This window comes from Maritalea sp. (assembly GCF_047634455.1).
Lineage (GTDB): Bacteria > Pseudomonadota > Alphaproteobacteria > Rhizobiales > Devosiaceae > Maritalea.
Genome location: NZ_JBLIAI010000019.1, coordinates 14,025 through 37,385 on the forward strand (window position 1 = coordinate 14,025; position 23,361 = coordinate 37,385).

Genomic DNA, 23,361 nt, shown 5'->3' on the forward strand with positions numbered 1-23,361 from the left:
CGAACTAGGTGTAAAGCTAAGGACAGCCGCGCTGTCAACAGCACCGCTCAGATTAATGGGCAAATATGTTCAGCGGTTTCCGCGTGACACACGTTCTATCTCTCGTTGAACAAGTTTTTCAACGACACCCGGCAGGTTTTCATCCAACCAGCCTTTTAACATTGGGCGCAGCATCTCGCGGATCAAATCCTCAACAGTTTGGCCGTTACCGCTCGCCATTGTTAGCGCGTCTAACTGGCCAAAGGCACTCTTGGCAGCGGCTTGGGTCGTGGGTTCTAACAGTTCATCTGACATTTGTGTGGTCAATGTTGGATCGGGCAAGGGGCTTGGGGCTGGAACTTCTTCAAAAACCGGCGCTTCAACCTCAGGGGCAACGAACGCTTCATCTAACGAAGCAATATCGACCTCCGCCACAAGAGCGTCCAAATCGGTTTCAGTCGGATCGCCTTCAGCGTCGTCATCGCTAATGAATGCAATATCGTCCGGCACGACCATTGCAACATCTTCGGATATGGCATCGTTAAATTCAGCAACATACTCCTCAGGAGGAGGTGCAGCGCGCATCATATCGTTAGGAATTTCACTCTTGGCTGCACTTGGTGGATTGAGCATCTGCTCGGTACTAAGCGCCAATGGCGCATCTTCGGCCACGTCAAGTTCAGGGTCGGGCATGCCCACACTCTGTTTTGGTGGATTGAGCATTTGCTCAGTGCTCAGCGTCAGAGGCTCCTCTTCAACATCCATCACTTGAGGTCGTGCTGCGGCCACAGGCTGTGCAGGTTCCTCAATCATTGAAGTCGGATCAATATCGGGTTCGTCCGCTGTTATCTCGGTCGCAAGCGCCTCTGGCTCCGCCATAACCTCGTCGGCAGGCGGTTCATCATCTGCTATAATCTGCCGAATAGATGACAGAATTTCGTCCATCGATGGGTCTTTAGACGCAGGTTGATTCATCTTGGCCTCACAATCGTGCGAAGCAAAAAGCACATCAAATACACGACGCGATTCGCACTATTCCAGCTTATTGTGCGAGATATTAACTTGTTAGTCTAGTCGGACCGCAAAATCTGCGTTTTCCACCAATTAGTTGAACTATTCGCGCAACTCAGCCCAGATGTCTTCTACGCGGGTTCTGTAGCCGTCGGCGGACTTTATAGACACGGGCAATTGCAGCGATGCTGCGTCTAGTTTGCCTGCTGCTGAGACCAATGAAAATGCAGCGACGATCTTGTTACGTTGTGCTGTGTACAAGGCTTCGTTGGAACTTGTGAGCTCGGCCCGAGCGTTCAACACATCAAGTGTTGTTCGTTGACCGACATTTCGTTCCTCTATCACGCCATCCAAAGCGATTTGACTTGATCGCACTGACGCATTTGCCGACTCGATCAACGCGATTGATGATTGCAAACCAGACCAAGCAGAAATTACAGATTCTTCAACTTGGGCGACAGTTCCCAGTGCGTCAACTTCGGCGTTGATTTGTGCCAAGTTTGCTTTGCGTGCTGATGCCCCAAGGGAACCACCTTGGTAAATCGGTACCGACAATGTTAACCGAATGGAGCCAGATGTGCCGCGCGCTGAAGGGCCTCCACCGCAATCAACTGCGCAGATTGAACCAATCAAATCCAATGTTGGACCAAAAGCGCGCATGGCGGCATCGGTGCCATATTTTGCGGCTTCAACTTGAGCAACAGCCGTTTGAATTGCAGGATGATTCGCTTTTGCGGAAACCAAAGCTTCGCTCAGCGAACGCGGCAATATTTTGCCAAATTTAAAGTTGGAGTTTAGCCCTGACGGTTTAACGCCCATCCAGCGAACATAGCTTGCTTGCGACGCACGCAAAGAATTGATCGAAGACTTGTAGGCCGCGACAGCTTGGGCGAGCCGAGCTTCAGCTTGCGCGACGTCAATTTTTGTTCCCTCACCGATGTTCAACCGATTTTTGGCCGACGATACTTGAGCACGCAAAAACTTCACATTGTCGGCGCGTAGACTGGCCAAATTGGTGTCTCGAACCACATCCATATATGCTGTTGCGGCAGACAAAAGTACGTTTTGTTCGGTATTTCGCAGGCCCTGTGTCGCGGCGTCAACATAGGCGCGCGCTTGATCAACCTGCGCGTCGGTCTTTAGGCCGTCAAATAGCCGCTGATTATATTGCAGGTTCAAGCTTGTCGAACCGCTATCAGTGTGCGTTCCGCCAAGATCGGCCCAGCTATATTGTGTGGTTGCAGAAAGGTTCACCTGCGGGCGCTTGCCAGACTTACGCAGAACAATGTCCTCAGACGCAAGTTTGACGCTAATCAGCGCAGCGGCCATTGCTGGATTGTTTGTATAAGCTTTTGCCAAAGCATTTGTGAGGCTCTCAGCGCTCACAACACCAGTAAAGGCAATCGACAGCGCAACCGCCGCTAAAACAGACTTCTTTAAAGACACAACTATTACCCCGAACAGATCTAAGCGTTCACAATGTACTCAATCCCACAAAAATGAAAATTAACTTTTCGTTAATCTTTAAGTTTGTGTGACTTTGTAGCGCAGACGCAACACCAACCTATCCCAAGATGGGCCAGCGACTGGTATATTCAAGTACATACGGTAAATTTTTTATAAACTGAACTCAGGTGCGATTGAAAATGCGGTCAATTGTGGCACTGAGGCATTGAAAGCGACACGTCGAGAAAAATCACCAGCGTTTTTCGTGTAGATAATAGCGCTATCTACACCGTTGATCGGCTCAACACATACGATCCGCCCACCATCGGCCAATTGTTTTTTCAAACTATCAGAAACGAAGTCAACGGCACCTTCGATAAAAATCACATCGAATGGCGCTTCCTTTGCGCATCCCAATTGCAATTCAGCCTTCAAGACGGCGACATTACCAATTTCTAAATCTGCCAAAGTCTCAGTTGCTGCTTCAACAAGGTCTTCTTGATCGTCAATCGCAACGACCGAACCAGCCAGCCCAGCAATAATTGCGGTGGCATAACCAGTCCCGCAAGCCACATCCAAAACAATGTCCGTTTTTTGAATGCCTGCCAATTGTATGAGTTGCGCCAGACGCATTGGAGACAACATCTTGCGATGATCTGAAAGCGACAAGTGCTGGTCCAAATATGAAAGTTGGCGCTGATCGGCTGGAACAAAATTTTCCCTCGGCACAGCGTTCATAATTCTGATGATGTCAAAATCTGTAACTGCATTTGGTCGAATTTGGCAATCAACCATTGCTGTGCGCGCGCGTTCGAAGTCCATTTTACATTCCTTTTGGCATTGCGTCTCAATGAGACTCAATATCGCCGTATCCGCCGATATGCAAGCGATGCCAAACCGAATTATGACGCTTTTGGGTCTGACCAGACAAACTTTGAAAACTTCCAGCGCAACAATCGCTTGAATCCGGTTTGGGTTTGGTATAGCAACGCACTCGATATGAGGCCACGTGGCGGAGTGGTTACGCAGCGGATTGCAAATCCGTGCACCCCGGTTCGATTCCGGGCGTGGCCTCCAGATATCCCCAAAATTTATCATTCCAGTGGCAAGGTGTTTCGTATGCACCCAAATTGCGCCCCATATGTATCAATGGGTTAGCAAAGTAGTGTCCCACAGGAATTGCCCGTTGGGTCTGGCGATTAAGTCGCCAACTCGCTCAGTTTTCCCCATTGGCCATCTACGGCGCGCTGGTCCTGTGGATGCATTGGGATAGCCAGCAACCTGCAATCACACCAAGCCAAATGCGCCGTTCGATGCCCGATCAACTTGTGAACGCGTGAATCGCTTTACATTTTTGAATTTCTTGAAATAATGCAGACGCTTAGATTTGAGCAGAAATATTTTTGTTTTATTTTGTGTATGTTTATCAAGGATGTGAACTTGAACCGCCATTTTGTATTTTTGCCCGGCACACTGTTAAACGCCGACCAATTCGCGCCGCAGTTGAGGAAACTCTCATCAACACATACAGTCTCTGCATTTGAATATGTTCGAAACTCTTGCAACTTGACGCGTAAAAACCTTATCGAGGTATGGGCGCAAGATAGTTTGGACTATGTCAAGAGCATTGGGCGCCCAGTTACGCTGTGTGGGCATTCGTTCGGCGGCATTATTGCTCAGATTGTCGCCTTTCAAAGACCGGAACTGATTGAACGTTTGGTGTTAGTGGAAACCAATTTTTGTTCGACTGACGGCCTCCTGGACACAGTTACCCTGCCGCTTGCAAAGCTGTTTTTGCGTTCAACACCTTGGCCACAGCTGAGAAAACACATTTTGAATGTGCACGGCCAGCACTCGTTTGAGGCAAAAATGTATTTGGAGGCGACCCTTTCGCCAACTCACGAACCAGCGTTTGCAAGAGACATTATGCGCGCAGCACTAGACTGGGGCGGCAAAGAAAAACTAAACCGAATTTTTCCGCCGACCGACATCATAGTTGGCGAGTTTTACGACAGAACGGCCAAGCAGGCAGAACATTTCCAAACATTGATTCCGAACGCACAACTTCACAAAATTGGCAAAGCTGGCCACCTTGTCAATCTTGATGCACCGGCCGCGTTCAACTCAATATTGCTACAACAGGATGCCTCAGTTCTAGCCGCTTAGTTGGCCCGCCACTTCTCTTGTGAAGCATAAGCTGGATTTCCCTGCAAAATTCAAATAGGGAATAGAAAATCTACAGTGCAGGATTGGAGGCGGAGATGGCAGTATATTGTGTGATACTTGCTGGTGGCGGCGGTTTGCGCTTGGGCGGCGTCAACAAATCAGCAATCCGAATGGGTTCTGAAAATCTTGCCACAAGTGTCTATAATCGCCTAAATCCGCAATCTGACTTTTTATCAATCACAAACACCAATTTGGACGACAGTTCGGGTTTACCCCATGACGTCGCCAATTTAGTGGACGGTTTCACGCCACAAATCGGACCATTAGGTGGCATCTATGCGGGGTATTGCTGGGCAAAATCAATCGGTGGCGCTGACAATGAGGACTTCTTGTTGGTCGCGCCTGTCGACACACCTTGCTTTCCAACAGATTTTGTACGTAGGGCGCGCTCTGCGATTGGCGAAGCAGACGTTTTGGTCGCACGCTATGGTGATCAAGAATATCCCACGTGCAGTTTATGGCGCTTGGGCGCTGCATCAAGCATTGCATCGACACGTGGCAGTGCGCCGAATAATTCAATCCGCTGCTATCTCGAAAATCTTGATGTCACATATCTAAATTTTGCGCCATATCACGTCGAAAACCCCTTTAAGAACGTCAACAAAATTAGCGACTTAATCCACTTGGATCGCGGGGCTGCCAAAATTGTTGGGATGGCGTAAAAAAGTTCGAAAAATGGCGAGAAAGGTCTTGGCAAGCTCGCCCAAAACAGGTAAACCCCGTCTCACCTGATCATCAGGAACGTTTGGTGATCCTCAGTAGCTCAGTTGGTAGAGCAAGCGGCTGTTAACCGCTTTGTCGCAAGTTCGAGTCTTGCCTGAGGAGCCAAAACTTTTTCTCTCAAATTGATATCCATTGCGCCAAAAAGGTGCTGCGACATGTGACGCCATTTCGACGCGCACATTGGCAGCGCCTTCACCTAACTTGGCTATACTCCCGCGTTACTGTGACGCACGGTTTTGTGGGGACTTGAGCAACTGCCATGCTGCCAACGCCACACCAATCGCGACGACACCAATCATAAGGCTTGCTAACGCGTTAATCTCTGGGCTTACGCCAAGACGGACTTTTGAGAAAATCACCATCGGTAAAGTCGACGCACCTGGTCCAGACACAAAGCTTGCAATCACCAAGTCATCCAACGACAGGGTGAAAGAGAGCAGCCACCCGGACATCAGGGCCGGAGCAATCGTGGGCAGCGTAATGTCAAAAAACACCCGAACTGGTTTTGCACCAAGGTCCCTCGCCGCTTCCTCAATCGACTCGTCCATGTCGCTCAAACGCGATTGCACGACAACGGCCACATAGGCCAAGCTGAACGTAGTGTGTGCGATAACGATGGTGGTAAAGCCGCGTCCAGAGGGCCAGCCAATCAATGATTCCATGGCCACAAAAAGCAGCAACAATGATAGTCCCGTGATCACTTCGGGCATCACCAGAGGTGCCGCTGTCATGCCACTTAAGAGCGGCTTGAACCAAAAGCGCCCCATCCGGGTGAGTATGAACGCCGCAAGCGTGCCGAGCACAAGTGCAAGGGACGCGCTGATGAATGCAATGCGAAGGCTGATCCATGCAGCACCTAAGATCTGCGGATCCTGCAAAAGCTCCCCGTACCAGTGCGGCGAAAACCCGCCCCAAACCGTCACAAGCTTTGATTTGTTAAAGCTGAACACCACCAGGACGATGATGGGAATATAAAGAAACGCAAACCCCAGAAAAGTTGCAATCGGCAGGAAACTGAATCGTTTTTTCATAGTACGCTCCTACTTTGCACCTTGTTGATTGTTTTGGTTTTGTCCGGCTTGGGCCTTTTGCAACAGCACAATGGGCAGCACCAGCACCAGCAGCATGATGATGGCGACAGCGGATGCGGTTGGCCAATCGCGGTTTCGGAAAAACTCATCCCATAAGACACGGCCAATCATGTTTGTGTCCGGCCCGCCAAGCAGCGCGGGAATGACAAACTCGCCCACAACTGGAATGAACACGAGCATACAGCCCGCCAGAACACCAGGAAGCGACAAAGGCAGCGTGATGGTCAGAAATGTTGTGAAAGGCTTTGCCCCTAGATCGCTCGAGGCTTCCAGCAAAGACCCATCAAGCTTCACCAAACTGGCATAAAGCGGCAATATCATGAAGGGCAGATAGGTATAAACAATCCCAATATAGACGGCAAAGTCGGTTTGCATCATCACAAGGGGCTCGTTGATGATGCCAAGGCTCATCAGCAAATTGTTGAGATACCCGTTGCCTTTGAGAATGCCGATCCAAGCATAAACACGCAACAAAAAGGACGTCCAAAATGGCATAATGACCAACATCAGTAAGATATTGCGCCATTGGCCGCCAGCTCGAGCAATGAAATACGCCATCGGATAACCAGCAAGCAGAGCAAGGATTGTTGAGAAAAAGGCGATGCGCAGTGACGAGCCGTACGCCGCCAAATACAGTCCGTCTCCAACCAAATATTGGTAGCTCTGGAAACTGAAATTTATCGCAAAGCCGGATTCTGTGGCTTCGATTAGTTTCGAATAGGGAGGCCGCGCGATCATTGCCTCGGCAAAGGATATTTTGAGCACCACCGCAAAGGGAATGAGAAAGAACAGCAGAAGCCACAAAGTTGGCACAGCGATTACAAGTCCACGCCCATTCAAGCCAAATTTTGCCAGCAGGTTTGCGGTGAATTTGTATGGTTTGGAAATCAAAATGGCCTGGATCATGATTGTAAAACCACACCTGCAGTTTCATCCCAGGTGACGTATGTTTCTTCGTCGCAGGAAAATGCTTCTTCGTCTCGACGAACACGATTGGATTGTGTTGCCTTAACAATTTTACCGCTATCCAGTCGAATTCTGAATACGCTCAAATTTCCCATGTAAGCAACATCTTCAACTGTACCTTTTAGAATATTTGCGTCGCCTTCGGGCCTCTTTCGGCTAAGAATTAATTTCTCCGGTCGTACCGCAAACCACAGCTTTTGATCTGGCGAACAGCTTACGCCGTGCCCTACGTGAATGTCGCAGCCGGCCTCATCTGAGTGAATGCGCACAAAATCTTTGTCATCTTCTTTCACCCGTCCTTCGAACATATTCACAGACCCAATAAAATCTGCGACGAAACGCGATGAAGGGTATTCGTAAATCTGTGGTGGTTCGCCAATCTGTACAATCTCGCCATAGTTCATCACCCCAATTCGGGTCGCAAGTGTCATGGCTTCTTCTTGGTCATGGGTCACAACAATAAATGTGATGCCCAGGCTCTCTTGGATATTGACGAGTTCGAATTGGGTCTCTTCGCGCAACTTTTTGTCGAGTGCGCCCAATGGCTCATCTAACAACAGCAGTTTTGGCCGTTTGATCAAAGAACGCGCCAAAGCAACACGCTGGCGTTGACCGCCTGAGAGCTGATCTGGCTTGCGTTTGCCAAAATCAGACATTTGGACCAGCGAAAGCATCTCGGCAACTTTGTCGCTGGTTTCTGCCCGGCTGACGCCGTCACGCCGCAAACCATAACCGATATTTTGTTCAACACTCATGTGGGGAAACAAAGCGTATGACTGAAACATCATATTGGTTGGGCGTTCATGCGAGGGTATGTTGGCCATGTCTTGGCCGTCGATTTCTATGGTGCCAGACGTTGGTGTTTCAAATCCCGCCAACATGCGCAGCAAAGTCGATTTGCCGCTTCCAGAGCCACCAAGCAAACAAAACAGTTCGCTTTGATAAACGTCCAAGCTGACATCGTCCACGGCAATGAAATCACCAAATTTCTTCGTTAAGCGATTTAAGCGGATAAACGGCTTTTCATTCGCTTCGCGCCAAGGTTTCTTTTCCCAGGCCAGTTGAGTTTGCATGGACATAGTTTCCCCCCAAAATTTATGCGAAAAGGGGGAGACGCGCGGCGCCTCCCCCCAATTTTTGCAGCTTATTGACCGGTTTTGATTTTTGTCCAAAGTCCGGTGATCATGCGATCAGTCTTTTGCCCGTAAACTTTGGAACTCCAAAGATTTTTCTTGGCTTCCTCAGTTGGGAAAATGCCAGGGTCCGACGTGATTTCTTCATCAACCAGGGCCATAGATGCAGCGTTACCGTTTGCGTACCAAACATAGTTGGTAATATCTGCGGTAATCTGCGCGTCCATCACAAAATTTATGAACTTGTGCGCAGCGTCTGGGTTTGGCGCATCAACAGGAATGGCCATCATGTCAAACCATTGCAGTGCACCTTCTTTGGGGATCACATACGCAATTTCAACACCATTATCAGCCTCTGCAGCGCGGGCCTGTGCTTGGAACACATCACCTGACCACCCTACAGATACGCAAATATCGCCATTTGCGAGATCAGAAATATACTGAGATGAATGGAAATAGCGGATGTTGGGCCGAACCGTCATTAGAAGTTCAGCACCCTTTTCAAAATCAGCCTGCTCGGTTGATTGGGGGTCTAAGCCCAAATAGTTCATCGCGGCAGGCAACAGCTCTGTTGGCGCGTCTAGTACACTAATGCCACATGCGGCCAACTTCGATGAATATTCTGGGTTAAAGAGTAGCTCCCAACTATCGGTTGGTGCATCATCGCCCAAAATTTCTGCAATTTTCCCAACATTGTAACCAATGCCGGTGGTGCCCCACATATAAATCACAGAGTGCTCGTTGCCTGGGTCATAGCCCGCAGCGCCAGCCATCAAATCTTGGTCCATGTTTTTGAGATTTGGAAGTTTGCTGAAATCCAGTTTTTGGTACACGCCAGCCATGATTTGGCGCTGCAAGAAGTCAGACGTTGGGATCACAACATCATATCCGGCGCTGCCAGCGAGCATTTTTGCTTCGAGCACTTCGTTGCTGTCGTAAACATCATAGTTGACATCAATACCAGTTGCTTCGGTAAATTTGGCTATCGTGTCTTCTGCGATATAGTCTGACCAGTTATAGACATTTAGCGTTTCCGCCTGCGCGGCCACAGTGGTCGCCAATGCCATCAAAGGCACCACAATAAACTTGTTCTTCATCCAACTTCTCCCTTTATCAGAACTGATTAAATTCCCAGCTTGTCTTTCAGTGCGTAGTACCAGGACCCCAGTGTAGAATACGGCACACGAAGGAGCCTCCCTCCCGGAAATGGTATCCATGGTACGCTTGAAAACACATCAAATCGAGACAAATCACCATCGATTGCCTCTGCTAGTATCCGGCCGAACAGATGTGAGCCGGTAACGCCATGTCCTGAATAGCCATGTGCGAAATAGGTATTGTTATTGAGCCGCCCCAATTGAGGGACGCGACTGAATGAGAGCGCAAAATTACCACTCCAGGCATAATCGATTTTTGAACTTGCCAGTTGAGGGAATATTTTGAGCATGTTTGGTCGCAATTTGCCCACAATATCTGTAGGGTCGGTGCCACCATAAACTGTACCGCCACCGAACAATAAACGCTTATCGGCAGAAAGACGGTAATAATCCAATATGTATCTAACGTCTTCGATGCAGGTGTCAGTCGGCAAAATACTATTTGCCACGTCCTCCGACAACGGCTCGGTTGCCATAATTTGCGTCGATACCGGCATGACGCGAGACTTCAAACGCTTTGATGCGTCGCCAAGATAGGCGTTTCCACAAAAAACCAGTGTTTTGCAGCGCACAGTTCCGTTCGCCGTGCGAACAATGTGCCCGCCATCAATTTGCTGCGTGGACATAACACGCGATTTTTCGAAAATCGTTGCGCCCAAAGATTCAATTGCGGCAGCTTCGCCCAAAGCAAGATTTAGAGGGTGCATATGGGCACCTGAATGATCAACCATGCCACCAATATAGGCATCAGTTTTCACATATTCTGCGATCTGGCTTTTGTCCAAAAGCTCGTGATCGTTCATTCCATATTTTGACCAGAGGGCTTTTTTTGCCGACAATTCAGCCATCTGCTTTTCGGTGAAGGCCGCAAAAACATTTTTTTCCTTCAGATCACACTGGATATCGTATTTGGCGATGCATTCTCGGATAATTTTGCCGCCTTCGGTGACAAGCCCACCCACGAATTGTGCGAATTCATCGCCATAACGTTTTTGGATTGTGTCCAGACTTGCATTCAGCCCGTTGACGATTTGACCGCCATTTCGCCCTGAAGCACCCCACCCGACTTTTGCGCTCTCTAAAATGGCGACTTTGTAACCGCGCTCTAGGAGATGAAGTGCTGTTGAAAGTCCTGAATATCCCGCACCAACAACACAGATATCTGTGACAAACTCTCCCGCCAAAGCGGGTCGTTCGGGGGGCGGATTTGCCGACGCTGCATAGTAGGAACCAACATGTTCCTGATCATCCAAGCGTTGACCTGCGAGGTTCATCACACGGTCTCCAAATAGCTAGCGAACTCTCGGTCAGTTACCTGCCGAAAAATGCCATTCAATTCCTGCTGCTTGCAGGAACGAAAATTCTCAATCATTTGATCGCTGAAAATCGTTGGCAGAATCTTTCCTTCACAGAAGGTGTCGATCGCGGCTTGCCAATTGGTCGGCATAAACGTTTCAGATTGCTCAAAGGCATTGCCAAAAACCGGAGGCATCGGAGACAATTTGTTTTTTATGCCATGCAGCGCCCCGCCCAATACAGCCGCCAAAACCAAATAGGGGTTGGTGTCGCCACCGGCCACGCGATGCTCTATCCGGCGTGCCTGATGGGGACCACCTGGAATGCGGATGGCTGCGGTGCGGTTTTCATACCCCCAAGAAATTCCTGTGGGTGCGTGGGTGTTTTCCGCAAACCGGCGATAAGAATTGTAATGGGGCGCAAAGATGAGCGTTGATTCTTCCATCGATGCCAATAGTCCGGCGATTGCTGACTTCATCAGGTCACTGCCACCTTCTGTGCCATCGTCAAAAACATTGTTTCCGTCCTGATCAAGAAGAGAAAAATGCATGTGAAATCCGTTGCCAGCCCGGTTGGTGTAGGGCTTTGCCATAAATGTCGCGGCCATACCGTGTTTTTGCGCAATTCCTTTGACCGCACGCTTAAAATACAAAGCATCATCGGCGGCCTTTAGCGCGTCGTCTTGGTGGTCAAGATTTACTTCAAATTGTCCAGCACCGCCTTCAGAAATCACTGCATCTGCTGGTATGTTTTGCAGCATGCAAGAATCATAAAGTGCGTCCAAAAATTTCGAATTGTCGGCAATCGCGTCCAAAGAAAGCACATCGTTTTGGGAAAAATCGAGTTGCCGCGAGTTGGGCGGCGTCGGGCGGGGACCCGAATTGTCGACAAGGTAGAATTCCAATTCGGTTGCAACAACCGGCGTCAAACCCAGCTCTGTATATTTGCTCAACACTTCAGCCAGTGCGTTGCGTGGGTCACCAAGATAAGGCACCCCGCTATTGTCGTGCATTGTCACCGGGATTAAGGCCGTGGGTCGATCACTCCAATCTAAGGGCACCGCACCGCGCGACGTCGCCAAACACACCCCGTCCTGATCGCCACTTGCCATCACAAGCGGGCTACCTTCGATGTCGTTACCCCAAATATCGACGGAACAGGACGATGTGGGCATGCGAATACCCTCTTTGAGTACTTTTTCCAGAGACGCAGCAGCCAGACGTTTGCCGCGCAACAAGCCGTTGATATCGCAAACACCCACGATCAAGTTCACATACTGGTTCGACTGACTCAATTCAAACTCCCCACCGACGGTCGGCAATATTTCAAATCTTTTTGGATATCTCAGAAAATGTGATATCATTTCTTGAAAACCTATCACTAATAGATAAATTGTCAATCAAATATAGAGGTGATATTGCCCTCCAGCATGACAAAAAAAGCCCAAATTTCGGCCGACCGCAAAACATTCACACTTGTTGCAAGTGAACGCCCAAATGGGGTGACCACGCAAGAGCATATTTATCTCCAATTGCGAGATGCAATCATGCTTGGTCGGTTCCGTCCAGGCATGTCTGTGACCATTCGCGGATTGGCAGAATTGTTGGAAACCAGCCCCACGCCGGTTCGTGAAGCTTTGCGACGTTTATCTTCAGAAAACGGGCTAGAACTTTTACCAAACCGACGCATTGTGGTGCCACATATGACGGCAGAGCGTTTGGCAGAATTGATCGAGACGCGCGTAGAATTGGAACGTTTTGCCGCCGTCCGCGCCCTGCCCTATATTGCCGACAAATTGATAGACGAATTAGAAGTGATCGACACCCGAATCGACAAAGCCGTTGTGGAGGGTGACCGCGACAGCCAAATTCGTGACAACCAGCTCTTTCACCGGAAAATCTACTGTGCAAATCCAGACACCATCACAATGCCGATGGTGGAAAGTGTCTGGCTGCAACTCGGACCGTTCTTGCGCATCGCACTGCGAGAAATGGGCGAGTTTTATATCATTGACCGTCACAAAGAAGCAGTTTCGGCCTTGCGCGCACGCGACCCGGAAATGCTGCGCGCTGCCATTGAAGCAGATGTGCGTGATGGCGTCGGTCAACTTGGTCGCGACGCCATCGCCACCATCTTGAGTGAAAGCTAGGACGCCACTGAAATCGCTTTGATTTCGAGGAAATCTTCCAGCCCGTAATGCCCACCTTCTCGGCCTGTTCCAGACATTTTATAGCCGCCAAACGGCGTCCCATAACCAATATCTGAATTATTGATATGCACCATCCCGGCGCGCAGTTTCCTTGCTATACGCATGGCTTTTTCAGCGTCGTTTGTTTGCACGGCAGCGGCCAAACCGTAATCGGTATCATTTGCAATCGAGATTGCTTCATCTTCAGTATCGAACGGTATCAGGGCAACGACCGGACCAAAAACTTCTTCTCGCGCAATCCGCATGTTGTTATTGACGTTGCCGAACACTGTTGGCTTTACAAAATAGCCAAGTTCGAGCCCCTCGGGTCGGCCCGTTCCACCTGCCAAAAGTGTTGCACCTTCGTCAATTCCGGCCTGAATTAGGGACTGAACCCGATCAAATTGCAGCTGCGAAACCAGCGGACCTATATGGTGGCCCTCTTTGTTCGGATCACCGACGGGCTGCCCGTTTGCAGCGTCCGCCGCCACTCGCATCGCTTCAGCATAAATTGATCGTTCAACCAACATGCGGGTGCGCGCATTACAGCTTTGCCCGGTGTTCGAAAACACCCGACGTGTTTCCCGTTTGACGGTATCGAGTGCACCTTCTTCGTCAAAAATGATGTTTGGCGATTTTCCGCCAAGTTCGAGCGTAACTTTTTTGACGTTTTCTGCGGCATCGCGAGAAACCGCAATCCCTGCCCGTGTTGACCCGGTAAACGACATCATCGCAACATCTGGGTGTCGCGACAAAGCGGCCCCAACGTTCAGACCGTCGCCATTTACAAGATTAAACACGCCCGCTGGCACCCCGGCTTCGTCTAAAATCTCAGCATAAAGGATTGCATTGAGCGGTGTGACTTCGCTTGGCTTCAACACGACAGTGCAGCCGGTTGCTAAAGCGGGCAGCACTTTGAGCGCAATCTGGTTTATCGGCCAATTCCAAGGTGTTATCAGTCCACAAACGCCAATTGGCTCCTTGAAAATCAAGTCACCATTCGCCTCTTTGGATTCAAACTCAAATCCCTCAAGCGCCTCGATGAAGCCTTCCAAATGCCCCACACCAACGCCGGCCTGCGCACCGTGTGCCAATTTGTGTGGCGCGCCCAATTCAAGCTTAATAGCTTCTGCGACTTCGCCTTTTCGCCGCTTATAGACGTCCAAAATCCGCTTGAGCAGCGCGAGCCGCTCCTGCTTGGTTGTTTGCGAAAAGGTTTCAAACGCCTTTTTTGCGGCGGCGACAGCATTATCGACGTCCACTTGCGATCCAAGTGAAATAATTGCCACTTTTTCTTCAATCGCCGGATTAATCACATCAAAGTCATTTGGCGTCGCTGGTGCGACCCATTTGCCATCGATGTAGAATTCGCGTTTTTCGATAATTGTCATGTCGAACATTCCTCAAACAAATGGATTAATACCGCAATCAAGCGCGACCTATTCAAGCGCCTTTTTGTGCGCCATTAAGCAAAGCCAATCATGCGCAACAGTTGCGGCTGCGATTGCGGTGATTTCTGAATGATCATAGGCGGGCGAAACTTCCACCACGTCCATACCAATTAGGTTCAAACTACCAAGACCTCGCAAGATTTCAAGTGCTTGCCACGTCGCCAGACCACCGACCACCGGAGTGCCGGTGCCGGGTGCAAAAGCCGGATCCAAGCAATCTATGTCAAAACTGATATAGGCGGGACGGTCGCCCACACGCTGCAAAATACTTGTTATCGCATCATCCACGCCGTTGCGATGCACCCAAGGGGCGGTCAAAATTTCAATACCATGCGGATCATCATTGTGCGTACGGATTCCAATTTGAATCGAATGTTTCGCATCAATCACCCCATCATCCACGCCGCGGGTAAACATGGTGCCGTGATCAAGATGGTCCGGCGTCACGTCCCATGTATCACTGTGTGCGTCAAACTGGATCAGCGCGACCGGACCGTATTTTTCGGCATGCGCTTTTATCAACGGATAGGAAATGAAATGATCGCCACCCAAGGTGAGCATTTTGGCGTTTTGAGCAATGATGTTGCGCGCATGTTCTTCGATTGCGGCTGGAATGCTTGATTGTTGCTGGGGGGTCAAATAGCAGTCGCCAAAGTCAACCACACCCAGTTGCTCAAAAGGATCTGTCCCGAAAGGGAAAGCCTTCAGCTCCGCCAATTGCACCGACGCGGCGCGAATTGCTTGTGGCCCCAATCGACACCCAGAGCGATGGCTAACTGAGCCATCATAGGGCACGCCAGACACAACCACGTCAGCCCCGGCAATGTCTTTGCTGTATTTACGGCGTAGAAAACTCAAAACACCCGCATAGGTCATTTCAGGCACCCGACCGGTCAGCTGTGTTGCTTGGATTGCTTGGTCGCCTTTTGGTGCTGTAGACATAAAATCGCCTCCACTTGATATAATTTGATCAAATATTGCTTTTTGATCAAATGTCAAGCATATTGGAAAAAACGCAACACGGATTGAGCATAATATGGATCTACCGCCACAAGAGCTAGACGATGTCAACATTCCCACCCATGAGCGCCTTTATCGTGATTTGCGGGAACGTTTATTATTTGGCCAATTTCGCCCGGGAATGTCGGTCACGCTGCAAGGAATTGCGGACGATCATGATGTAAGCTTGACCCCTGTGCGCGAAGCAATCCGACGGCTGGTTGCCGAGGGAGCGCTCGAAATGCACGGGAATCGGCGCATATCCGTTCCCGAGATGGACGAGAAGCGCATTGATGAGATTTTAGCGGTTCGGCTGATGTTGGAGCCGGAATTGGCAAAGCGTGCGATCACAAATGCAGATGTTAAATTGCTCGGCGCCATTGATGATCAAATGGACAAAGCCATTCAAGAAGGCAGTGTTGATGATTATTTGAAATGCAATTTCGCGTTCCACTTTGCGCTCTACCGGGCATCAAATGCCAACATCATGATTTCGATTGCGGAAAGCTTGTGGCTGCAAATGGCGCCTTATATGCGCGTCGTTTGTGGTCGTGTTGGCACCAGCAATCTTGAAGACCAACACAAGCGGGCTATTTCGGCGATAGAGGCCCAAAATATTGGCGCATTGCAGGCAGCAATAATTGAGGACATTTCCTCAGGGGCAACATTTGTGCGCACCACACCTCAAATTGAAAATGAAACAAATTTGATTGACAAATCATAATTTGATCAAATTATATAGCACATCCATTTTGATTGGATGGCAAGGGAAGAATATGTCACAAAACCCAGAATGGATGAAGCTCATCCCCGAACACGCCACTCAGTGGCTTGCAAACCGCCGCGTTGAAGAAGTTGAATGTATTGTGCCTGATATGGTGGGCATATCGCGTGGTAAAACCATGCCTGCGAAGAAATTCTCCGAAACTGGCCGCACCTACCTGCCAACCTCCATATTCTATCAAACCGTCACCGGTGCCTATGCTGACATGGACATAAAGGACCAATGGACGGAAACGGACATGGTTTTAAAGCCAGATATGAGCACGGCATGTGCTGCGCCGTGGACGGAAGACATCATTTTGCAAGTGATTCACGATCTTGAAACCACCGATGGCGAGCCGATTTCAGTTGCGCCACGTAACGTTTTGAAGCGCGTTCTGTCGTTTTATGAAGCAGAGGGTTGGCAGCCAATCGTTGCGCCTGAGATGGAATTTTATCTGACGCATCCCAACACAGACCCTAACGAGGCTATTGAGCCCCCCATCGGGCGGACGGGTCGCAAGGGTATCGGCAGACAAGCTTACTCGATGGTTGCCGTGGACGAATATGGTCCTGTTATCGACGATATCTATGACTTTGCTGAAGCGCAGGGGTTAGAAATCGATGCCATCATTCAAGAAGGTGGTGCTGGGCAAATTGAAATCAATCTGCAACACGGAAACCCGCTCAAATTGGCGGACGAGGTGTTTTATTTCAAACGTACAATCCGCGAGGCCGCCCTGCGAAATAATTGCTTTGCGACCTTTATGGCGAAGCCAATGCGCGACGAACCCGGCAGTGCAATGCATATTCACCAAAGTGTTGTGGACATCAAAACCGGCAAAAACATCTTTTCCAACGCAGACGGTACAGAGTCACCTTACTTTTGGAGTTTCCTTGGCGGGCAACAAGCCCATCTTGAATCCGCTGTTCCAATTCTTGCGCCTTATGTGAATTCTTATCGTCGGTTCAAAGCTGACGATTCTTCTCCAGCAAATATTGAGTGGGCTGCTGACAATAGAACAACAGGCATTCGCATACCGATTTCAAATGCAGAATCGCGACGGGTCGAAAACCGCATCGTTGGCATGGATTGCAACCCCTATTTAGCAATCGCCGCCAGCCTCGCATGTGGATTTTTGGGCATGAAAGACGGCACAAAACCGCGTCCGCAAAGAACCGGCGACGCCTATAAAGACGGCGTTACATTGCCCCAATCAATCAATGAAGCGATGCCAGGTTTTGCCGAAAACCAGGCTCTGCGTGATCTATTGGGCGAAGATTTTTGCAAAGTCTATGAAGGCATCAAGAATCAGGAAATCAACGAATTTTTGGGCGAAATCTCCGCTTGGGAGCGCGAGCATCTGTTGCTCAACGTCTAGGGTCTGGACTGAATTGAGAAAAGGTCTGGATTGGGTGCAAAATAGACTGATTTGAGGAGAGAAACGAAAGCGATTTTCATATCGGTGAGGCTTTTCGACGCTGAAGCAGCCTGTTTTGCATCCAACCCGAAAGGCAGCATTCAATTTTGCCAGTTTGCGTTGAAATATCCTCATTGACAGCAAGTCAATTCGGCCCATTCGCCTAAATCTGATCAAACTTGAACTGCTGTCCAGATCATTTCTCAATTGAGTTCAGACCCTAATAAGATTGGAAAACCAATGAACTATATCGACAACCATTTACCAACCGAACAGCTGCAAGCGCTGGATGCGGCCCACCATATTCATCCGTTTTCTGATATGGGCGATTTGAACGCCAAAGGCACCCGGATTATCACGCGTGCCGATGGCGCTTACATTTGGGACAGCGACGGCAACAAACTGCTTGATGGCATGGCTGGTCTTTGGTGCGTAAATGTGGGCTACGGTCGGCAAGAATTAGTTGACGCTGCGACCAAGCAAATGATGCAACTGCCCTATTATAATTCATTTTTCCAGTCCACCAACGTGCCGGCAATCGAATTGAGCGCAAAACTTGCGGAACTTGCGCCCGGCGATTTGAACCATGTTTTTTATGCAGGTTCGGGTTCTGAAGCCAATGACACCAACATTCGCATGGTGCGCCACTATTGGGCATCGCTGGGCAAACCTGATAAAAAGGTGATCATTTCTCGGCACAATGCCTATCATGGGTCAACTGTTGCGGCCGCAAGTTTGGGCGGCATGGGCTTTATGCACGCGCAAGGTGGTTTGCCAATCCCAGACATTACGCACATTGCACAGCCTTATTGGTATGCTGAAGGTGGCGACCTTTCGCCTGAAGAGTTTGGGTTGAAGTGCGCGCAGGCATTGGAAACTGAAATTGAACGTTTGGGCGAAGACAAAGTTGCGGCCTTTATTGGTGAACCCATTCAGGGTGCTGGTGGGGTTATTATTCCGCCTTCAACCTATTGGCCTGAAATCCAGAGGATTTGCGATAAGTATGAAATCTTGTTGATTGCTGATGAGGTCATTTGTGGCTTTGGTCGCACCGGCAATTGGTTCGGCAGCCAAACGTTCAACATTCGCCCCGATATTATGACAATCGCCAAGGGCTTGAGTTCGGGATATTTGCCGATTGGTGGGTCAATGGTTGCAGACCATGTTGCCGAGGTGCTTGCACAAAAGGGCGGGGAATTTGCTCACGGTTACACCTATTCTGGTCACCCTGTAGCGGCGGCAGTCGCCCTTGAAAATCTACGCATTCTTGATGAAGAAAAAATCGTAGAGACCGCATCAACAAAAATTGCGCCGTACCTGAAAGACAAGTGGGAACAGTTTGCTGATCATCCTCTTGTTGGGGAAGCACGGATTTGCGGCATGGTGGCTGGTTTGGAATTAACGCCAGATAAGTCTGCACGTGCGGCGTTCAAAACGCCATTAGGAACTGCTGGCAATATCTGTCGCGACTTTGCCAACAAAAATGGTCTGGTGATGCGCGCCGTGCGCGATGGGTTGATCATTTCGCCACCCCTGATCATTTCTCTTATGCAAGTTGACGAGCTGATCGACAAGGTTGGCCGTGTTCTTGATCAAGCACACACCAAAATGCGCCAAGCAGGCATGCTCTAACCATAACGGGGTCCCGAATGGCCATGGATGTACTCACCGCCAACGACGTCGCGGGCGCATACCCTGCGTCCTATTATGCAGCAACCGTCAAACAACTCGCGCCGTTTCCCACCTTACGCGGGGATATTGTGGCTGACGTTGTGGTGGTTGGCGGCGGCTTCACCGGTTTGTCGACGGCGCTGCATCTGGCAGAGCGCGGTTATGATGTTGTTGTGGTGGACGCACAACGTGTCGGTTGGGGGGCGTCTGGGCGCAATGGCGGGCAACTTGGTTCGGGCCAACGGGTGGAGCAAGATGCACTTGAGAAGATGCTCGGACGCGACAATGCCCACCTGCTTTGGAGATTTGCCGAACAGTCCAAAGATTTGGTCAAATCTTTGGTCAAAAAACACAAAATCGAGTGTGACCTAACACCTGGCATTATTCACGCTGACCATCGCAAACGCTATGTGGCTGAAAGTCGGCGATATGTCGACAAGCTGCAAGCCGAGTATGGCTACGATCAAATCCGGTTCGTTGAGCGCGACGAGTTGCGGCACATGGTTGATTCTCCTGCCTATCATGGCGGCTCGATCGACATGGGTGCGGCGCATTTGCACCCTTTGAGTCTCGCCTTGGGCATGGCCGATGCAGCGCAAAAAGCTGGCACTCGAATTTTTGAAAATAGCCGCGTCACTGAGATTGACGAAGCTGCACGTAAAGTGGTCACCGCCCAAGGCTCTATCACCGCAAAACACATTGTATTGGGTTGCAACGGCTATTTGGGTGATTTGAACGGGCAAACTGCCAAGCGCGTTATGCCGATCAACAATTTTATCATTGCCACCGAGCCGCTGGGCAGCAACACAGCGCCAGCGGTTTTTGCTGATAAACTGGCGGTAGCTGACAGTAAGTTTGTCGTCAATTATTTCCGCATGTCGGCGGACAATCGCCTATTGTTTGGCGGTGGTGAAAGCTACGGTTACAAATTTCCCGCTGACATTTCTGGCTTAGTGCGCAAATGCATGCTGGAGATATTCCCCCAACTTGAAGGCACCAAAATTGATTATGCATGGGGCGGTACGCTCGCCATCACCATTAATCGGATGCCGCATTTCGCCCGTTTGGCGAAAAACATCTATTCAGCATCGGGCTATTCTGGTCATGGCGTTGGCATGGCCACATTAGCGGGGCAAATCATGGCTGAAACAATTGCTGGCACTGCAGAACGTTTTGACGTTTTGGCGAACGTGCCAACACATAGGTTCCCCGGCGGCGTTGGGTTGCGCACACCTTTGCTGATACTGGCCATGACCTATTATGCGTTGCGCGACAAACTGTAGAACAGCCACATATATGTGGCATTTCCACGCAAATTGATCTCTATTTGATTTATATCAAGTTCGCATTCCCACGTCAGGCGTATCGATTTGCCATGACAAAGAAAACTCATCGTGGCCAACCGCGGATTTTTCGCGATCCCAAAGCTGGCCCAATTTCGCGTGCGCTCCCTTTATTTCCGTTGCAGCCAGTGCTGCGGCGTATTGTGCGCCATGTAACCAAGATTCACCCAGAGCTCTTTGAGCGTTTGGAAACTGGCTGTTTCAAAACATTTCTGATTGACGCCAAGGGCATTCCGTTTCTGCTGGTCCTCAAGCCTGATCCGAGCAATCCGACGCTCGTGGCAAAATCTCGCCATGACGAGGTTCAGTACGACGTGCTGGTCAGCGGCAAGTTCTCCACATTGTTGCGCATGATCGACAGCAAAACCGATAGCGATGCCCTGTTCTTCAACCGCGATATTCTGATCACGGGCGATACCGAAGCAATTCTTTTGCTGCGCAATGCACTCGACGATTTGGACACAACACTTGCAGATGATGTGGCCACCGCATTTGGCCCGCTGGCCAAACCGATGCGCGCAAGCATCAACTTAGCCAACAAAATAACAGGTGCCAGAGCATGACACTTTTTGAAAAACCTGAACTGGTATGCCCTGCTGGAACACCGGCAAGTTTGCGCACAGCCGTTGATGCGGGTGCAGATGCTGTTTATTGCGGCTTTAAAGGCCCAACAAACGCCCGAAATTTTGCCGGATTGAATTTCACCAAAGCAGAACTTTCACAAAGCGTGAAATACGCGCACGACCGCGATGCAATCGTGTTGGCCGCCATCAACTCGTTCCCAACAGCCGGGCGCACCGACCTTTGGAAAAAATCGGTCGACGATGCTGTTGAAATCGGCATCGATGCGGTGATCATCGCTGATATTGGTATGGCGCAATATGTCGCCCGCGAGCACCCAAATCAACGCCTGCATTTGTCTGTTCAGGCTGGCGCTTCTTCACCTGAAGCAATCAATTATTACGTTGAGCAATTTGGGGTGAAGCGCGTGGTATTGCCCCGCATCCTCACCGTTGCAGAAATCAAACGGGTGCACGATGCCATTGACTGCGAAATCGAAGCCTTTGTGTTCGGCAATATTGGCATGATGGCCGAGGGGCGTTGCTCGCTCACCAATTACGTCACGGGCGTTTCCACCAATATGGATGGCGTGTGTTCGCCAGCAAGCCATGTGGAATATGAACCAGACGAAGATGACAACCTCACGACACGTTTGGGCGAGTTCGCGATTGATTGCATTTCATGCGGCGAAACGGCGGGTTATCCGACCATTTGCAAGGGCCGCTACGACACAGCGATCAAGAAGAACTATTACGCCTTTGAAGAGCCGATCAGCCTCAATCTGACGCGGTTGCTGCCAGACCTGATCAAGGCCGGGGTGACGGCCCTTAAAATTGAAGGTCGGCAACGCTCACGCGCCTATATCAAATCCGTAGTCTCGTCATTCCGCCAAGCGATTGACGCCTATGCAATTGGCGACGAGCCAGACATTTCGGAATTGATTGCCCTCACCGAAGGCGGCAAAGAAACCGAAGGCGCGTTTAAATCCAAAACGTGGCGCTAAAGACGTGGAGATAGTCATGGACGCACAACTCACCCTTGGCCCTGTTCAGTACAACTGGGCGGCCGACGACTGGCGCGATTTCTATTTCAAGGTTGCTGACGAAGCAGCGGTTGAAACTGTGTTTGTGGGCGAAGTGATTTGCTCAAAACGCGCGCCGCTATACGACAAACACTTGCCAGACGTTTATGAACGCCTCACCGATGCGGGCAAAAAAGTTGTGTTTTCAACTCTGTCCGAGGTCACCTCGGACATTGACCGCCGCCAAATGAAAAAAGTGGCCACCGCAGAAGGCTTTTTGATTGAGGCCAACGACGTGTCGGCGCTATATCAAATGGCCAAGGGCCCGCATTACATTGGTCCGTTGATGAATTGCTACAATGAAGAAGCGATTGAAGTTTACGCCAAGGGTGGCGCGACCTCGATTTGCTTAAATCCCGAAATTCCAAAGTCCGGATTGGAAGCGCTCGCCAAAGCCGCCGCGCCCTACAATATCGACTTGGAAGTGCAGGTCTATGGCCGCATGTCATTGGCGCTTTCTGCGCGCTGTTATCACGCCCGGGCCCACAACCGGACCAAAGATTCATGTCTGTTTGTTTGTGATGAAGACCCAGATGGCATGCGGCTCGACACCCTTGAAGGCGACAAATTTCTCACCGTCAACGGCATTCAAACCCAATCGCATTCAGTGCTGAATTTGGTCGACTGTTTGGATGAAATGCAGCAAATCGGCATAAAAACCTTCCGGATTTCGCCGCACTCAATCGGCACTTTCACTGCTATCAACGCCTTCCGCGACGTGCTTGACGGCAAACTCAGCCCCTCCGAAGCGCTCAAACTGATGCGCGACGACGGCATCGACGCGCCTTTCTCGAATGGCTTTTATCACCAAAAACCGGGCTATGAGTGGCACGATGCTGTTGGGGGATAGAGGAGT

At 50.0% G+C, this 23,361-nt stretch carries 21 protein-coding genes and 2 tRNA genes; 12 read left to right on the forward strand and 11 right to left on the reverse strand.

Annotated features, from left to right (window positions below):
• Positions 1–69: 69 nt before the first annotated feature.
• The 3 genes from ACJAZW_RS07080 to ACJAZW_RS07090 all read right to left on the reverse strand — a co-directional run bounded on the left by ACJAZW_RS07080 (position 70) and on the right by ACJAZW_RS07090 (position 3,258).
• Complete coding sequence (locus ACJAZW_RS07080) at positions 70–954, reverse strand: DUF2497 domain-containing protein (protein WP_415156477.1); 885 nt, start codon at positions 952–954, stop codon at positions 70–72.
• 138 nt (positions 955–1,092) lie between these two features.
• The gene (locus ACJAZW_RS07085) at positions 1,093–2,436 is read right to left on the reverse strand and encodes a TolC family outer membrane protein (RefSeq protein WP_415156479.1); all 1,344 of its coding nucleotides are present in this window, start codon (positions 2,434–2,436) and stop codon (positions 1,093–1,095) included.
• A 171-nt stretch (positions 2,437–2,607) separates the two neighbouring features.
• On the reverse strand, positions 2,608–3,258 hold the full coding sequence (locus ACJAZW_RS07090; RefSeq protein ID WP_415156481.1) for a protein-L-isoaspartate O-methyltransferase family protein: 651 nt from the start codon (positions 3,256–3,258) through the stop codon (positions 2,608–2,610).
• A 181-nt stretch (positions 3,259–3,439) separates the two neighbouring features.
• Between ACJAZW_RS07090 and ACJAZW_RS07095 the strand changes: the two genes are divergently transcribed.
• The 4 genes from ACJAZW_RS07095 (at position 3,440) to ACJAZW_RS07110 (ending at position 5,490) form a co-directional block, all read left to right on the forward strand.
• A tRNA-Cys gene (locus tag ACJAZW_RS07095) sits at positions 3,440–3,513 on the forward strand.
• 363 nt (positions 3,514–3,876) lie between these two features.
• Positions 3,877–4,602 (forward strand): alpha/beta fold hydrolase, encoded by a 726-nt coding sequence (locus ACJAZW_RS07100; RefSeq protein WP_415156483.1) that lies wholly within the window; start codon positions 3,877–3,879, stop codon positions 4,600–4,602.
• 95 nt (positions 4,603–4,697) lie between these two features.
• Complete coding sequence (locus tag ACJAZW_RS07105; RefSeq protein WP_415156485.1) at positions 4,698–5,324, forward strand: NTP transferase domain-containing protein; 627 nt, start codon at positions 4,698–4,700, stop codon at positions 5,322–5,324.
• Between the two features lie 90 nt (positions 5,325–5,414).
• Positions 5,415–5,490 (forward strand) — tRNA-Asn (locus ACJAZW_RS07110).
• Positions 5,491–5,603: 113 nt separating this feature from the next.
• Here ACJAZW_RS07110 and ACJAZW_RS07115 read toward each other — a convergent pair.
• From ACJAZW_RS07115 to ACJAZW_RS07140, 6 genes are all read right to left on the reverse strand, one after another.
• Entirely contained in the window at positions 5,604–6,416 is an 813-nt protein-coding gene (locus ACJAZW_RS07115) for an ABC transporter permease subunit (protein WP_415156487.1), read from the reverse strand.
• A gap of 9 nt (positions 6,417–6,425) precedes the next feature.
• Positions 6,426–7,382 (reverse strand): ABC transporter permease subunit, encoded by a 957-nt coding sequence (locus ACJAZW_RS07120; RefSeq protein ID WP_415156489.1) that lies wholly within the window; start codon positions 7,380–7,382, stop codon positions 6,426–6,428.
• Entirely contained in the window at positions 7,379–8,515 is a 1,137-nt protein-coding gene (locus tag ACJAZW_RS07125; RefSeq protein WP_415156538.1) for an ABC transporter ATP-binding protein, read from the reverse strand. The genes ACJAZW_RS07120 and ACJAZW_RS07125 overlap by 4 nt, the downstream gene beginning before the upstream one ends.
• 71 nt (positions 8,516–8,586) lie before the next feature.
• Positions 8,587–9,672 carry a polyamine ABC transporter substrate-binding protein gene (locus ACJAZW_RS07130; protein WP_415156491.1) on the reverse strand — a complete coding sequence of 362 codons (1,086 nt, stop codon included), beginning with the start codon at positions 9,670–9,672 and terminating at the stop codon, positions 8,587–8,589.
• Positions 9,673–9,698: 26 nt separating this feature from the next.
• On the reverse strand, positions 9,699–11,006 hold the full coding sequence (locus ACJAZW_RS07135) for an NAD(P)/FAD-dependent oxidoreductase (RefSeq protein WP_415156493.1): 1,308 nt from the start codon (positions 11,004–11,006) through the stop codon (positions 9,699–9,701).
• Positions 11,006–12,322 (reverse strand): glutamine synthetase family protein, encoded by a 1,317-nt coding sequence (locus ACJAZW_RS07140; RefSeq protein WP_415156495.1) that lies wholly within the window; start codon positions 12,320–12,322, stop codon positions 11,006–11,008. The genes ACJAZW_RS07135 and ACJAZW_RS07140 overlap by 1 nt, the downstream gene beginning before the upstream one ends.
• A gap of 135 nt (positions 12,323–12,457) precedes the next feature.
• Between ACJAZW_RS07140 and ACJAZW_RS07145 the strand changes: the two genes are divergently transcribed.
• On the forward strand, positions 12,458–13,177 hold the full coding sequence (locus ACJAZW_RS07145) for a GntR family transcriptional regulator (RefSeq protein WP_415156497.1): 720 nt from the start codon (positions 12,458–12,460) through the stop codon (positions 13,175–13,177).
• Here ACJAZW_RS07145 and ACJAZW_RS07150 read toward each other — a convergent pair.
• Positions 13,174–14,601, reverse strand: coding sequence for an aldehyde dehydrogenase family protein (locus ACJAZW_RS07150; RefSeq protein WP_415156540.1), 1,428 nt, complete (start codon positions 14,599–14,601; stop codon positions 13,174–13,176). The genes ACJAZW_RS07145 and ACJAZW_RS07150 overlap by 4 nt on opposite strands.
• A 54-nt stretch (positions 14,602–14,655) precedes the next feature.
• Positions 14,656–15,609: an agmatinase gene (gene speB, locus ACJAZW_RS07155; protein ID WP_415156499.1), complete on the reverse strand. Its 954-nt coding sequence runs from the start codon at positions 15,607–15,609 to the stop codon at positions 14,656–14,658.
• Between the two features lie 94 nt (positions 15,610–15,703).
• On the opposite strand from speB, the gene ACJAZW_RS07160 reads away from it, so the two are divergent.
• The 7 genes from ACJAZW_RS07160 (at position 15,704) to ubiV (ending at position 23,355) form a co-directional block, all read left to right on the forward strand.
• Positions 15,704–16,390, forward strand: a complete 687-nt coding sequence (locus tag ACJAZW_RS07160) for a GntR family transcriptional regulator (RefSeq protein WP_415156501.1) — start codon at positions 15,704–15,706, stop codon at positions 16,388–16,390.
• Positions 16,391–16,442: 52 nt separating this feature from the next.
• A complete protein-coding gene (locus tag ACJAZW_RS07165; protein ID WP_415156503.1) occupies positions 16,443–17,810 on the forward strand; it encodes a glutamine synthetase family protein in 1,368 nt (455 codons plus the stop codon).
• 279 nt (positions 17,811–18,089) lie between these two features.
• The gene (locus ACJAZW_RS07170; RefSeq protein WP_415156505.1) at positions 18,090–19,481 is read left to right on the forward strand and encodes an aspartate aminotransferase family protein; all 1,392 of its coding nucleotides are present in this window, start codon (positions 18,090–18,092) and stop codon (positions 19,479–19,481) included.
• 17 nt (positions 19,482–19,498) lie between these two features.
• Positions 19,499–20,803 carry an NAD(P)/FAD-dependent oxidoreductase gene (locus ACJAZW_RS07175; protein WP_415156507.1) on the forward strand — a complete coding sequence of 435 codons (1,305 nt, stop codon included), beginning with the start codon at positions 19,499–19,501 and terminating at the stop codon, positions 20,801–20,803.
• A gap of 92 nt (positions 20,804–20,895) precedes the next feature.
• Complete coding sequence (ubiT, locus tag ACJAZW_RS07180; RefSeq protein WP_415156509.1) at positions 20,896–21,426, forward strand: ubiquinone anaerobic biosynthesis accessory factor UbiT; 531 nt, start codon at positions 20,896–20,898, stop codon at positions 21,424–21,426.
• The gene (ubiU, locus tag ACJAZW_RS07185; RefSeq protein ID WP_415156511.1) at positions 21,423–22,427 is read left to right on the forward strand and encodes a ubiquinone anaerobic biosynthesis protein UbiU; all 1,005 of its coding nucleotides are present in this window, start codon (positions 21,423–21,425) and stop codon (positions 22,425–22,427) included. Before ubiT ends, ubiU begins: the two co-directional genes overlap by 4 nt.
• Before the next feature lie 16 nt (positions 22,428–22,443).
• On the forward strand, positions 22,444–23,355 hold the full coding sequence (gene ubiV / locus ACJAZW_RS07190; RefSeq protein ID WP_415156513.1) for a ubiquinone anaerobic biosynthesis protein UbiV: 912 nt from the start codon (positions 22,444–22,446) through the stop codon (positions 23,353–23,355).
• The last annotated feature ends 6 nt before the right edge of the window (positions 23,356–23,361 follow it).

Coding starts and splice junctions, on each gene's coding strand:
- ACJAZW_RS07080 (WP_415156477.1), bottom strand. CDS start 954: ATGAATCAACCTGCGTCTAAAGACCCATCGATGGACGAAATTCTGTCA.
- ACJAZW_RS07090 (WP_415156481.1), bottom strand. CDS start 3,258: ATGGACTTCGAACGCGCGCGCACAGCAATGGTTGATTGCCAAATTCGA.
- ACJAZW_RS07105 (WP_415156485.1), top strand. CDS start 4,698: ATGGCAGTATATTGTGTGATACTTGCTGGTGGCGGCGGTTTGCGCTTG.
- ACJAZW_RS07115 (WP_415156487.1), bottom strand. CDS start 6,416: ATGAAAAAACGATTCAGTTTCCTGCCGATTGCAACTTTTCTGGGGTTT.
- ACJAZW_RS07120 (WP_415156489.1), bottom strand. CDS start 7,382: ATGATCCAGGCCATTTTGATTTCCAAACCATACAAATTCACCGCAAAC.
- ACJAZW_RS07125 (WP_415156538.1), bottom strand. CDS start 8,515: ATGCAAACTCAACTGGCCTGGGAAAAGAAACCTTGGCGCGAAGCGAAT.
- ACJAZW_RS07130 (WP_415156491.1), bottom strand. CDS start 9,672: ATGAAGAACAAGTTTATTGTGGTGCCTTTGATGGCATTGGCGACCACT.
- ACJAZW_RS07135 (WP_415156493.1), bottom strand. CDS start 11,006: ATGAACCTCGCAGGTCAACGCTTGGATGATCAGGAACATGTTGGTTCC.
- ACJAZW_RS07145 (WP_415156497.1), top strand. CDS start 12,458: ATGACAAAAAAAGCCCAAATTTCGGCCGACCGCAAAACATTCACACTT.
- speB (WP_415156499.1), bottom strand. CDS start 15,609: ATGTCTACAGCACCAAAAGGCGACCAAGCAATCCAAGCAACACAGCTG.
- ACJAZW_RS07160 (WP_415156501.1), top strand. CDS start 15,704: ATGGATCTACCGCCACAAGAGCTAGACGATGTCAACATTCCCACCCAT.
- ACJAZW_RS07165 (WP_415156503.1), top strand. CDS start 16,443: ATGTCACAAAACCCAGAATGGATGAAGCTCATCCCCGAACACGCCACT.
- ACJAZW_RS07170 (WP_415156505.1), top strand. CDS start 18,090: ATGAACTATATCGACAACCATTTACCAACCGAACAGCTGCAAGCGCTG.
- ACJAZW_RS07175 (WP_415156507.1), top strand. CDS start 19,499: ATGGCCATGGATGTACTCACCGCCAACGACGTCGCGGGCGCATACCCT.
- ubiT (WP_415156509.1), top strand. CDS start 20,896: ATGACAAAGAAAACTCATCGTGGCCAACCGCGGATTTTTCGCGATCCC.
- ubiU (WP_415156511.1), top strand. CDS start 21,423: ATGACACTTTTTGAAAAACCTGAACTGGTATGCCCTGCTGGAACACCG.
- ubiV (WP_415156513.1), top strand. CDS start 22,444: ATGGACGCACAACTCACCCTTGGCCCTGTTCAGTACAACTGGGCGGCC.